Below are 12,444 nucleotides of genomic sequence, written 5' to 3' on the forward strand. Positions count from 1 at the left end.
AGATGAACGAAACAACGCTGGTCGATCGCATCATCTGCGCGGCCGCGCGGGCCTGGCAAACCGACGGCGAAGTGCTGGCCACGGGCATCGGCATCGTGCCGCGCCTGGCCGCCTCGCTGTGCATGTCGACACTGAACCGCGACCTGATGATGACCGACTCGGAAGCCTGGCTCGTGAGCGAGCCGGTGCCGGTCGGACCGCGCGCGGCGCAGGCCGTCAAGCGCGAAACGTGGATGGGCTTTTCGCGAATTTTCGAGAACGTGTGGGGCGGCAAGCGCCACGCGATGGTCGGGCCGACGCAGATCGACCGCTACGGTCAAGCCAACATTTCGATGGTGGGCGGCGACTATCGCCAGCCCAAGGTGCAGATGCTTGGCGTGCGTGGCTTTCCCGGCAATTCGATCAGTCACGCCAACTCGTTCTTCGTACCGCAGCACAGCCGCAAGGTGTTCGTGGAAGGCGAGGTGGATATGGTGGCTTCGATCGGCTACAACCCGCAGCGCCTGCCGCGCGGCTACAGCTTCGACGACATCGATATCCGCAGCGTGATTACCAATCTCTGCGTGATGGACTTCGGCGGCCCCAACCGGCAGTTGCGCCTGCGCGCGCTGCATCCGGGCGTGAGTGTAAAGGACGTGCAGGATGCCACGGGCTTTCCTGTTCACGTGCCCGACGACGTTGCCGAAACCCCGCCGCCGAGCGCGCAGGAGCTGGAGGCGCTCGCCCACCTGGACCCGCGCAACCTGCGCGCCGCCGCACTGGGTGCGTAAGCGCCCGCCGCTACACCACGTTCATACGAGATTCGCATGCAAGCCGATCAGCAATCCGCCAACACGTTCGTCGAGCGCCCCGATCACGCTTCGTACGAAACCGATAGTCCCGTTCTGTATGAGGTCCGCGAGGGCGTCGCTTACGTGACGATGAACCGGCCGCAGTTCAACAACGCGCAGAACTCGCAGATGACCTATGCGCTCGACGCGGCGTTTCGCCGGGCCGTGGACGACGACGCCGTGCGCGCCATCGTTTTGTGCGGCACGGGCAAGCACTTCAGCGCGGGCCATGACATCGGCACGCCGGGGCGCGACGTGAACCGGGAGTTCGATCGCGTGCATCTGTGGTGGGATCACACCAACAAGCCCGGCGCCGAATTCCACTATGCGCGCGAGCAGGAGGTGTATCTGGGCATGTGCCGGCGCTGGCGCGCGATTCCGAAGCCGACGGTCGCCATGGTGCAGGGCGGCTGCATTGCGGGCGGATTGATGCTGGCCTGGATCTGCGACCTGATCGTGGCTTCCGACGACGCGTTTTTCCAGGACCCCGTGGTGCGCATGGGCATTCCGGGCGTGGAGTATTTCGCCCACGCTCATGAACTCACCCCACGACTCGCCAAGGAACTGCTGATGCTCGGCGAGCGCATGCCGGCCGCGCGGGCGTACGACATGGGCATGGTGAATCGCGTCGTGCCGCGCGAGCGCCTGGAAGAGGAAACGGGCCGCATTGCCGCGCGCCTCGCCGCACAGCCGCGCATGGGGCTCGCGTTGACCAAGCAGGTCGTGAACGGCGCGGAGGACCTGCAAGGCCTGCGCGCGACGATGGACATGGCTTTCGGCTACCACCACTACGCGCACGCCCACGGCCAGCTTTGCGGCGAAGGGCACCTGGGCGGGCATGACGCGCGTTCGATGGCGTCGGCCAATCGCAGCGAATCGGCCGTGGTGCCGGGAGCGGCGGCATGAACGGGGCGCAAACGCTCTTCCACACGCCGCTCACGGAACTGCTCGGCTGCCGCTATCCGATCGTGCAGACGGCCATGGGCTGGGTGGCGGGCGCCGAACTGGTCGCGGCCACCTGCAATGCGGGCGGCTTCGGGTTCCTTGCGGGCGCAACGATTCCGGCGGATCGCATCGAAGCGGAAATCCTGCGGGTGAAATCGCTTACCGGCGACAAGCCGTTCGGCCTGAACTTCCACATGTTCCAGCCGAACGCGCAGCAACTGCTCGATCTCGCGATCCGGCACAAGGTGCGCGCCGTGAGTTACGGGCGCGGGCCGGACAAAAAGACGATCGGCCGGCTGCGCGACGCGGGCATTGTCTGCATGCCGACCGTGGGCGCGCTCAAGCACGCGCTCAAGGCGATCGAACTGGGCGCGAACGCGATCACGGTGCAAGGCGGCGAGGGCGGCGGCCACACGGGCGCCGTGCCGAGCACGGTGCTGCTGCCGCAGGTGGTGGATGCGGTGGACGTGCCCGTGGTGGCGGCGGGCGGCTTCTATGACGGGCGCGGCCTGCTCGCGGCCCTCGCGTATGGCGCGAGCGGCATCGCCATGGGCACGCGCTTTCTCATGACGACCGACAGCGGCGTGCCGCGCGCGACGCTCGAGCGCTATCTGGCGGTCAAGGACGCCGAACGCATTCGCGTGTCGCACGCCGTGGACGGCATGCCGCAACGCATGATCGACAACGAATACCTCGCGATGCTCGAAGGCGCTTCGCCGTTGCGGCGCCTTTTGATCGCGCTCGGCAGCGCACGCGCATGGCGCGCGCAAACCGGCATGACGGCCGCGCAAGCGGTGCGGGTGCTCTGGCAGGGCTTGCGCGGCGATGCGGGCAGCGTCGCGCAAACGGTGATGGCCGCCAACGCGCCCATGCTGCTGCAACGCGCGATGGTGGAGGGGCGACCCGCCGAGGGCGTGATGTCGGCGGGCCAGATTGCGGCGCTGATCGGCGAGTTGAAGAGTTGCCGCGAGGTGATCGAGGGCATGGCGGGCGAAGCGGCCGCGCGGCTCGATACGCTCTGCGGCGGCCTGAATGCCGCTTCCACACAAGCGGCATGAGCGGGACAACACGTACAAGCATAGGAAGACCAACGACATGGAAGAACAGTTTTCGACGTACGTGCACGAGAGCGGGGTGGCGGAGGTCGTGCTCGATTGTCCGCCCGTCAACGCGCTGAACTCGGCGGGCTGGCGCGAGCTGGCAGAGGAAATCGAGGCGCTGGGCCAGCGGCCCGAGGTGCGCGTGATCGTGATCCGCGGCGAGGGACGGGGCTTTTGCGCGGGCGTGGACATCAAGGAGCTCGCCGCGCATCCCGAACTGATCGTGGAGGTCAACGCGGGCAACTACGCGACTTTCAAGGCCGTGCACCGTAATCGCGTGCCGGTGATCGCGGCGGTTCATGGCTTCGTGCTGGGTGGCGGCATCGGCATCTGCGGCGCGGCCGATATCGTGATCGCGGCGGAGGACGCTTCGTTTGGCTTGCCCGAAGTGGATCGGGGCGCGATGGGCGGTGCGGCGCACCTGCAACGCATGTTCGGTGTGCAGAAGACCCGCTATCTGTTCTTCACGGGGTCGATGGTGAGCGCGAGCGAAGCGTTCGCGCTGCGTGCGATCGAGCGCGTGGTGCCGCGCGAGAAGCTGCGCGAGACGGCGCTCGACATCGCCCGGCAGATCGCCGCGAAGAGTCCCGCGATGATTCGCATTGCGAAAGAGGCATTGAGCGGTATCGAGGACGGCAATCTCGAAGACAAGTACCGGTGGGAGCAGGGCTTCACATTGCAGGCCTATATGAACACGGACTCGGCGGAAACGCGGCATGCGTTCGTCGAGAAGCGGCAGGCGAAATTCTAGAGCGAGGGTGCGGATGGATATGAACGACACGCCGGCGCAACTGGCCTTCCGCAAGGAGGTCCGGCAATGGCTGCACGAACACGTGCCGAAAGAGCGTTTCAAGAGTTATGACACGCGGGAAGGGTTCGAAGAGCATCGCGCGTGGGAGCGCGTGCTGGCGGACGCGGGCTGGAGCAGCGTCACCTGGCCCACGGAGCTTGGCGGACGCGGCAGCGACCTGATCGAGTGGTTGATCTTCGAGGAAGAATACTGGGCGGTGGACGCGCCGATGCGCGTGAACCAGAACGGCATCCTGCTGCTCGGCCCGACCCTGATGGAGTTCGGCACCGACGAGCAGAAGGCCCGCTTTCTGCCGCGCATGGCGCGCTGCGACGATATGTGGGCGCAGGGCTGGTCGGAGCCCGGCGCGGGGTCGGACATGGCCGCGATCCGCAGCATGGCGGTGCGCGACGGCGACGACTACGTGATCAACGGCCAGAAAACGTGGTCCTCGCGTGCGATTTTCGCGGACTGGCTGTTCGGGCTGTTTCGCAGCGAGCCGGGTTCGCAGCGTTATCACGGCCTCACGTATCTGCTCGTGCCGCTCGACTCGCCCGGTATCACGATCCGCCCGATCAAGGCGCTCAACGGCAAGGAGTCGTTCGCGGAGATTTTCTTCGACGACGTGCGGGTCTCGGCGCAGAACCGCATCGGCGCGGAAGGGCAGGGCTGGCACGTCGCGATGGCGACGGCGGGCTTCGAGCGCGGGTTGCTGCTGCGTTCACCTGCGCGCTATCAACGCACGGCGCAAAAGCTCGTCGAGCTTTACCGCGCGAACCAGGCCGCGGCGGACCGCGACCCGTCGATTCGCGAAGCCGTGCTGCGGGCGTGGATGGGTGCGCAGGCGTACCGCCTGTCGGCTTATCACACGGCCGGGCGCTTGCTACAGGGTGCAACGATTGGCGCCGAGTCGAGCACGAACAAGATTTTCTGGTCGGAGCTCGATCTCGACATGCATGAAACGGCCATGCGCATTCTCGGCGCGCGCGCCGAACTGCTGCCGGAATGCGCATACGCGGAAGGGGGATGGCTCGACGGCTTCCTCTTCGCGCAAGCCGGGCCGATTTACGCGGGGACGAACGAGATTCAGCGCAACATCATCGCGGAGCGCTTGCTCGGTTTGCCCAAGAGCTGACCGGAGACTATCCGATGGACTTCACTTTTACGAATGAACAGATCGCGTTTCGCGACTCGGTGAGCCGGTTCCTCATGAGCGAGGTCGCGCCCGACACGCTGCGCGATATCTGGGAAACCGACGGCGGACGCTCGCCGGAACTGCGCAAGATGATGGCGGCCCAAGGCCTCACCGCCCTCTCGGTGCCGGAGGCGGAAGGCGGCCTGGGTCTTGGCGACATCGACTGGGCGCTGATGACGCAGGAGCTCGGCTACTACGCCATTCCCGATTCGCTGGCCGACGCCGCTTACGTGGGCGCAGGGCTGCTCGCGGGGCTGCCTGCGGACAACGCCGTGCGCGCCACGTGGCTGCCGCGCATTGCCGACGGGAGTTGCCGCATTGCCGTGGGCCATCCCGTGAATCCCTGGGTGGCCGACGCGGGGCTCGCCGACCTGCTGCTGCTCGCGCATCCCGTCGCGGACGGTGTGGAATTGCACGCGGTGACGCGTGATGCCGTCGAAGTGGTTGCGCAGGCAAGCATCGACGGATCGAGAAGGCTCGCGCAGGTGCGCTGGGAACCCACGAAGGCGACGTGCGTGGCGAACGCGCAGGCGGGCAAGGCGTTGTGGGACGAAGCGCTCGACCGCGGCACGGTCAATGTCGCCGGGCAACTCGTCGGCCTCGCGCAGCGCATGGTCGACATCTCCGTCGACTATGTGGCGCAGCGCAAGCAGTTCGGCCGGCCGATCGGCTCGTTCCAGGCCGTCAAGCATCACCTCGCCGACGTGGTCACCAAAATCGAGTTCGCGCGGCCGGTGCTGTATCAGGCGGCCTATGCGCTCGCGCACGGCAGCGCACAGCGCGCGCTGCTCGCCTCGCACGCGAAGCTCGCATGTGCGGACGCGGCGTGGGTCGCCGCGCGCAAGGGCATTCAGGTGCATGGCGCGATGGGCTACACGTGGGAGGTGGACCTGCAAATGTACGCCAAGCGCGCGTGGGCGCTGGACGCCGCATGGGGCGACCGCGCGTTTCACAAGCACCGCATGGCCGCCGTGCTGCTCGGCGCGCGCGCACCGCTCGGCCCGCTCGCCTCCTTCAACGACACTACGGAATCCTGAGCATGGCAGAAGCCTATATCGTCGATGCCTTGCGCTCGCCCACCGGCAAGCGCCGCGGGTCGCTCGCGGACATGCACGGCGCGGATCTCGGCGCGCATGTGATCGGGGCCATGGTCGGGCGCAATGCGATTCCGGCCGAGGACTACGACGACGTCGTGTTCGGCTGCGTGGACACGATCGGCCCGCTCGCGGGCAATATCGCGCGCACCTCGTGGCTTGCGGCGGGCATGCCGCTCAACGTGCCCGGCACCACGGTCGACCGCCAGTGCGGCTCGTCCCAGCAGGCCATTCATTTCGCGGCGCAGGCCGTGATGAGCGGCACGCAGGACGTCGTGCTGGCGGGCGGCGTCCAAACCATGTCGAGCGTGCCGATTTCGTCGGCGATGCTCGCGGGTCAGCCGCTTGGCTTCACCACGCCGTTTGCAGAGAGCGCGGGCTGGCAGCGGCGTTTCGGCGACGCGCCCGTGAACCAGTTCTACGCCGCGCAGCGCATTGCCGATCACTGGGAGATTTCACGCGAGGCGATGGAATCGTTCGCGCTGGAGAGCCACCGGCGTGCGTTGCAGGCGATGTCCGAGGGGCGCTTCGCGCGCGAGGTGGTGCCCGTGGAGGGACGGCTCGCGATGGACGAAACCGCTCGCGAGACGACGCTCGAAAAAATGGCCACGTTGGCGAGCGTCGATCCGGCGTATCCCGCGATCACCGCGGGCGTATCGAGTTCGACATGCGACGCCGCTGCGGCGGTGCTCGTCGTGTCGGAGCGCGCGCTCAAGCGCTATGGGCTCACGCCGCGCGCGCGCATCCACCACATGAGCGTGCTCGCCGACGACCCGATCTGGCATCTGACCGCGCCGATTCCGGCCACGCGGCATGCGCTCAAGCGCTGCGGCTTGCGCCTGGACGACATCGACCTCGTCGAGATCAACGAGGCCTTCGCGTCGGTTGTGATGGCCTGGCTCAAGGAAACGGGCTACGCGCACGAGCGAACGAACGTCAACGGCGGCGCGATTGCGCTGGGGCATCCGCTCGGCGCGAGCGGCGCGAAGCTGATGTCGACCTTGCTCCACGAACTCGAACGCACGGGCGGACGCTTCGGTCTGCAAACGATGTGCGAGGGCGGCGGGCAGGCGAACGTCACGGTGATCGAGCGGCTTTGAATTTGCGGAGTAACGGGAAATGAGCATTTGTGAGAATCGCACCGTGATCGTCACGGGCGCGGGCGGCGGACTCGGGCGCGCGTACGCGTTGTCGTTCGCCGCGCACGGCGCGGCGGTCGTCGTCAACGATATCCGGCTCGACGCCGCGCAAGGCGTCGTGGCGGAAATTCACGGCCTTGGCGGCCGCGCCATCGCCAGCGACGGGGACATCACGAGCATGGCGGGCGCACAGGCGATCGTCGACACGGCGCTCGACGCGTTCGGCGAAGTCCATGTGCTGGTCAATAACGCGGGCATTCTGCGCGACCGCATGTTCCTCTCGCTCACCGATGAGGACTGGGACGCCGTCATGCGCGTGCATCTGCGCGGCCACTTTTGCCTCGCCAACGTGCTGGGGCGTCGCTGGCGCGATGCGGCCAAGGCGGGGCAAGCCGTGGACGCCCGCATCATCAACACGAGTTCGGGCGCGGGCTTGCAAGGCTCGATCGGCCAGTCGAACTATGTGGCGGCCAAAGGCGGCATTGCCGCGCTCACGCTCGTGCAGGCGGCGGAGCTCGCGCGCTACGGCGTGACGGTGAACTGCCTCGCGCCGGCCGCGCGCACGTCCATGACGGAAGGCGCGATGCCCGACATGGTGAAGAAGCCCGAGAGCGGCTTCGACGTGTGGGACCCGATGAACGTCGCGCAACTCGTGGTGTGGCTCGGCAGTCCGCTCTCGCGCCATGTGACGGGGCGCTGTTTCGAGGCGAAAGGCGGCGAGATTTCGGTGGCCGACGGCTGGCGCACCGGCGAGATCGTGGACAAGGGCGCGCGCTGGTCGCCGGCGGAGCTTGGCAACGTGATCGACGCTCTGATCGAGCGCGGTGTGCCGCCGCAGAAGGTCTACGGCACCTGACGACGCGACAGGAGAGAGAGCATGACGATGAAAGACGTTCCGGAGTATGTGGCGGGGCACGGCCTGCTGCGCGGCAAGTCGGTGCTTGTCACGGCGGCGGCGGGCGCGGGCATTGGCTTTGCGGTGGCGCGCCGTTGCGCGGAGGAAGGTTGCCGTGCGCTGTTCGTGTCCGATGTGCACGAGCGGCGGCTGAACGAGGCCGTCGAGACCTTGCGCCGCGAAACGGGTCTCCAGTCCGTGTATGGGCGGCTGTGCGACGTGAGCCAGGAAGGCGACGTGCAGGCGCTCGTGAGCGCGGCGCATGAGCAGATGGACGGCATCGATGTGCTCGTCAACAACGCCGGGCTCGGCACGAGCTGCCGCGTGGTGGACATGAGCGACGACGAGTGGCAGCGGGTGCTCGACATCACGCTCACCGGCACGTTCCGCATGACGCGCGCCGCGCTCCGGGTGATGCAGCCGCGCGGGCGTGGCGTGATCGTCAATAACGCTTCGGTCCTGGGCTGGCGCGCGCAGGCGGAGCAGGCGCACTACGCGGCCGCCAAGGCGGGCGTGATGGCGTTCACGCGCTGCGCGGCGCTCGAAGCGGCGGAGCACGGCGTGCGCATCAACGCGGTGGCCCCGAGCATTGCCATTCACGCGTTCCTGAAGAAGTCGGCTTCCGAGGAACTGCTTGCTTCGCTCGCGCAGCGCGAAGCGTTCGGGCGTGGCGCGGAACCGTGGGAAGTGGCTAACGTGATGGTGTTCCTCGCGAGCGACTATTCGTCATACATGACGGGCGAAACCATTTCGGTCAGCTCGCAGCATGCGTGAGGTTCAGGATGACGAAGCAATTTGATTCGGTGGCGAGCGTGATGGCGGCCGTTGGCGCCGACCTCGGCGCGACCGGGTGGCTCACGCTTGCGCAGGAGCGTATCGACCTCTTCGCCGAGGCCACGGGCGACCATCAGTGGATCCACGTCGATCCGGAGCGCGCGCGCGAAGGCCCGTTCGGCGCGTGCGTGGCGCACGGCTATCTGACCTTGTCGCTCGCGAATGTCTTTCTGCCGCAACTCGTGCACTACGAGCGCTTGCGCATGGGCGTGAACTACGGCTGCAACAAGGTGCGCTTTCCCGCGCCTGTGAAGGCGGGGCAGCGCGTACGCGGGCGCGGCGAGGTGATCGCCGCTGCGCCGCAAGGCGACGGCGTGCAGGTCACGGTGCGCGTGACGGTCGAGGTCGAAGGATCGGAGCGGCCCGGCTGCGTGGTCGAGACGATCAGCCTGCTGTATTTCGATGAATAACGTTTATCAGGGAGTGGTCATGCAGGACGCCGTCATTGTTTCTACCGCGCGCACGCCGATCGGCAAGGCCTTTCGCGGCGCCTTCAACGACACCGAAGCGCCCGTGCTCGGCGGCCATGTGATTCGCGAGGCGCTGCGCAAGGCCGGCGTGGAGGGCAGCGAAGTCGACGACATCGTGCTCGGCGTCGCGGCGCAGCAGGGCACCCAGGGCTACAACCTCGGGCGACTGTGCGCCTATACGGCGGGTTTGCCGCAAAGCGTGGGCGGCATGGCGATCGACCGCATGTGCGCCTCGGGGCTGGTCGCGATCGCGACGGCGGCGAAGAGCGTGATGACGGGCGAGCACCGCATTGCAGTGGCGGGCGGGCTCGAATCGATCTCGCTCGTGCAGAATCGCCACAAGAATACCTACCGCGCGCAGTCAGAAGCGGTGCTCGCGGCATCTCCCGCGGCCTATATCCAGATGATCGAAACCGCCGAAGTCGTGGCGGCGCGCTACGGCATCTCGCGCGCGCAGCAGGACGAGTACGCGCTGCAAAGCCAGCAACGCGTGGCGGCGGCCCAGGAAGCGGGCTTGTTCGACGACGAGATCGTGCCGCTCGCGACGCGGCGTCAACTCTTCGACAAGGAAGGCAACGCCACCGGCCATGAGAGCGTGACGCTCACGCGCGACGAAGGCAATCGCCCCGATACGAGCGCGGAGTCGCTTGCGAAGCTGCGCCCGGTGTGGGGTGGCGGGCAGTGGGCGGCGCAGGGCGAATGCATCACGGCGGGCAACGCTTCGCAGCTTTCGGATGGCGCGTCGGCGTCCGTCGTCATGTCGGCGGAGGAAGCGAAGCGGCGTGGCCTGCGCCCGCTCGGTGCGTATCGCGGCATTGCCGTGGCCGGTTGCGCGCCGGAGGAAATGGGCATCGGCCCCGTGTTCGCCATTCCCAAGCTGCTGGAGCGCCACGGGCTGGGCGTGAACGATATCGGCCTGTGGGAGCTCAACGAGGCGTTCGCCTGCCAGGTGATCTACTGCCGGGACCGCCTCGGCATTCCCGCCGACCGTCTGAATGTGAACGGCGGCGCGATTGCCGTCGGGCATCCGTTCGGGATGTCGGGCGCGCGCATGGTCGGTCATGCGCTGCTCGAAGGCCGCCGGCGCGGCGTGCGCCATGTGGTGGTGAGCATGTGCGTGGGCGGCGGCATGGGGGTGGCGGGGCTGTTCGAGGTATTGCCCGCCTGATGTCGGCTTCCTCCGTTGCGCCATCATCGATGAACGGGCAGGCGACCGGGCGCGGCATTGTGCTTTCCGTGAATGCGTCGGCGCTCTTTGCGCTGCTCTCCGCCTACACGTTATGGCTTGCGCCGCTGGGCGGGCTCGACGTGTTCGCGTGGCGCGTGATCTGGACGGTGCCCGGCGCGCTGCTGCTTCTCGCGCAGCGCGGCCGCACGGCGCAAATGCGCGCGCTGTTCGCCCGCATGCTCGGCGACGCGCGAACGGCGTTCGTCCTCGTGCGCAGCGCGGCGTTGCTTGGCGTGCAGATGTGGCTGTTCCAGTGGGCGCCGCTGCACGGGCGCATGCTGGAAGTGTCGCTGGGCTACTTCCTGCTGCCGCTCGTGATGGTGCTGGTGGGCCGCATTTACTATCGCGAGCGGCTCGATGCGATGCAATGGCTGGCCGTGGCCTGTGCGGCCGCGGGCGTCGCGCACGAACTGGTCGTGACGCACGCGCTCGCGTGGCCCACCTTGCTCGTTGCGTTCGGCTATCCGCTGTATTTCGTGTTGCGCCGCAAGATCGACGCCGATTCGCTCACGACGTTTGCGATCGAAATGTTGCTGCTCTTGCCGGTCGCCGCATTCGAAGTGTGGCTCGGCGGCTCGCTCGACCTGCTCGGGCCGCGCCCGTTGCTCGCCTTCGTGCTGTTGCCGGGGCTCGGCGCGCTCAGCGCCGTGGCGCAGGGGTTTTATCTGAAGGCGAGCCGCGTGCTGCCGCTCGGCTTGTTCGGCATTCTTTGCTACCTCGAACCCGTTTTGCTCGTGGTCGTTTCCGTGAGCTTGCTGGGCGAGCATTTCGAAGCGCGCCAGTTCGCGACCTACGGTCCGATCTGGATTGCCGTGTCGCTTACCGCAGTGCACAGCGCCCGTTTCCTGCGCAATCGACGTTAGCGACGATGACGACGACGATGATTGCGTTCGCAGGCATTCGTTCGCGCATTGGCTAAAGGGTCGCCGCTTGCCTATAGTGAAGGCATTGCCGTAATGACGGCGATGCTTCGAAGGCAGGGGGTCGGCTATGGAAACTTCCAGATGGCTGGCGCTGGCAGTGACGCTCGGGTGCATGGCCGCCAATCCGGCGGCGGGCGAACCGGCGAACAATCTGCTGACCATTCAGATGCACGCTTCTCCGTGGAATGCCGGGAAAAACGCGCAAGTGACGCTCGTTCCGCAAAAGGGGCGCGCGGAACTGATGTTCGTCGTGAGCGGTGTTCCGGCCGGGGCCAGCGTGCCCGAGGACCTCGACGTACTCATCTATCCGGGCAGTTGCGCCAAACGCGCCGACACGCCGGCGTACGCCGTGGGCAATCCGTATGTGCGCGGCGAGCGCGTTGGTATTCGCCAGTTCTACATGACGCGCATTGTGCCCGCAACGGTTGCCGAACTCACGTCTTCGGATCACGCCATCGTCCTGCGCACCGGTCCTCAGGACGGCGCGGTCGATATCTTCTGCGGCGACGTCAAAGCGGCTGCGTGACCTGGGCGACAGGCCGCCGATCTATTTGACGGCTTGCTGCGCGGGCGATTCGCACAGTCGCGCAACGCAGCGCCAGAAAACGTGCTCATGAGGCTCCCCGTCGAAGAAGTCGGGGGTGGCCAGCCACAGCCCGGCGTTCTGCATCTTTCCTTCCGGGGTGTCGCAGTCCTTGATGGCCTGCTGCACCGATCTGGCCGCGTCCTCAAGACAACGTGGATTGCCCGACGAACACAGCACCGCCGCTTCCTGGTCGCAGGCGGCGGCAAAGGCATCACAGCTGCCAAGGCACAGCACGGCCGCAAGCACGGTCGCAATGAGCGTGTCGGCCTTCTTTTCGGGGATATTGGGACACAGGCGCGGGATGGCAAAACCCCGCAAAGACTTGAGCGGGACGTGCACGGAAATCTCCCTGGGCGGATTCGCCGTTGAGAACGCTAATGCGATTGGGAGGAGAAACTGCGCAGGCTACGTGATC

14 protein-coding genes are annotated in these 12,444 nt (G+C 66.9%); 13 read left to right on the forward strand and 1 reads right to left on the reverse strand.

Features of this window, described 5'->3' with window-relative positions; all coding sequences use genetic code 11:
- Nucleotides 1-2 precede the first annotated feature (2 nt).
- The 13 genes from C7402_RS23370 (at nucleotide 3) to C7402_RS23430 (ending at nucleotide 11,969) form a co-directional block, all read left to right on the forward strand.
- Nucleotides 3-770, forward strand: a complete 768-nt coding sequence (locus tag C7402_RS23370; protein WP_116612312.1) for a CoA-transferase subunit beta — start codon at nucleotides 3-5, stop codon at nucleotides 768-770.
- A 36-nt stretch (nucleotides 771-806) separates the two neighbouring features.
- Entirely contained in the window at nucleotides 807-1,736 is a 930-nt protein-coding gene (locus C7402_RS23375) for an enoyl-CoA hydratase (protein WP_112174177.1), read from the forward strand.
- Nucleotides 1,733-2,833, forward strand: coding sequence for an NAD(P)H-dependent flavin oxidoreductase (locus C7402_RS23380; protein ID WP_116612313.1), 1,101 nt, complete (start codon nucleotides 1,733-1,735; stop codon nucleotides 2,831-2,833). Before C7402_RS23375 ends, C7402_RS23380 begins: the two co-directional genes overlap by 4 nt.
- Nucleotides 2,834-2,870: 37 nt before the next feature.
- Nucleotides 2,871-3,626, forward strand: coding sequence for an enoyl-CoA hydratase family protein (locus C7402_RS23385; protein WP_112174175.1), 756 nt, complete (start codon nucleotides 2,871-2,873; stop codon nucleotides 3,624-3,626).
- 13 nt (nucleotides 3,627-3,639) lie between these two features.
- The gene (locus tag C7402_RS23390) at nucleotides 3,640-4,800 is read left to right on the forward strand and encodes an acyl-CoA dehydrogenase family protein (protein WP_116612314.1); all 1,161 of its coding nucleotides are present in this window, start codon (nucleotides 3,640-3,642) and stop codon (nucleotides 4,798-4,800) included.
- 14 nt (nucleotides 4,801-4,814) lie between these two features.
- Complete coding sequence (locus C7402_RS23395; RefSeq protein WP_116612315.1) at nucleotides 4,815-5,897, forward strand: acyl-CoA dehydrogenase family protein; 1,083 nt, start codon at nucleotides 4,815-4,817, stop codon at nucleotides 5,895-5,897.
- Nucleotides 5,898-5,899: 2 nt separating this feature from the next.
- Nucleotides 5,900-7,054, forward strand: coding sequence for an acetyl-CoA C-acetyltransferase (locus C7402_RS23400; protein ID WP_116612316.1), 1,155 nt, complete (start codon nucleotides 5,900-5,902; stop codon nucleotides 7,052-7,054).
- A 19-nt stretch (nucleotides 7,055-7,073) separates the two neighbouring features.
- Nucleotides 7,074-7,949, forward strand: coding sequence for an SDR family oxidoreductase (locus tag C7402_RS23405; RefSeq protein WP_116612317.1), 876 nt, complete (start codon nucleotides 7,074-7,076; stop codon nucleotides 7,947-7,949).
- Between the two features lie 27 nt (nucleotides 7,950-7,976).
- A complete protein-coding gene (locus C7402_RS23410; protein ID WP_425273799.1) occupies nucleotides 7,977-8,762 on the forward strand; it encodes an SDR family oxidoreductase in 786 nt (261 codons plus the stop codon).
- A gap of 8 nt (nucleotides 8,763-8,770) precedes the next feature.
- Nucleotides 8,771-9,232, forward strand: coding sequence for a MaoC family dehydratase (locus C7402_RS23415; protein ID WP_112174169.1), 462 nt, complete (start codon nucleotides 8,771-8,773; stop codon nucleotides 9,230-9,232).
- 19 nt (nucleotides 9,233-9,251) lie between these two features.
- The gene (locus tag C7402_RS23420) at nucleotides 9,252-10,460 is read left to right on the forward strand and encodes an acetyl-CoA C-acyltransferase (protein ID WP_112174168.1); all 1,209 of its coding nucleotides are present in this window, start codon (nucleotides 9,252-9,254) and stop codon (nucleotides 10,458-10,460) included.
- Between the two features lie 29 nt (nucleotides 10,461-10,489).
- Nucleotides 10,490-11,383: an EamA family transporter RarD gene (gene rarD / locus C7402_RS23425; RefSeq protein ID WP_116612319.1), complete on the forward strand. Its 894-nt coding sequence runs from the start codon at nucleotides 10,490-10,492 to the stop codon at nucleotides 11,381-11,383.
- Between the two features lie 127 nt (nucleotides 11,384-11,510).
- Nucleotides 11,511-11,969 (forward strand): hypothetical protein, encoded by a 459-nt coding sequence (locus C7402_RS23430; protein WP_116612320.1) that lies wholly within the window; start codon nucleotides 11,511-11,513, stop codon nucleotides 11,967-11,969.
- 21 nt (nucleotides 11,970-11,990) lie between these two features.
- On the opposite strand, the gene C7402_RS23435 is transcribed toward C7402_RS23430, so the two are convergent.
- A complete protein-coding gene (locus C7402_RS23435) occupies nucleotides 11,991-12,368 on the reverse strand; it encodes a hypothetical protein (protein WP_116612321.1) in 378 nt (125 codons plus the stop codon).
- Nucleotides 12,369-12,444 lie beyond the last annotated feature (76 nt).

The organism is Paraburkholderia unamae (genome assembly GCF_003096875.1).
Classification (GTDB): Bacteria; Pseudomonadota; Gammaproteobacteria; order Burkholderiales; family Burkholderiaceae; genus Paraburkholderia; species Paraburkholderia unamae.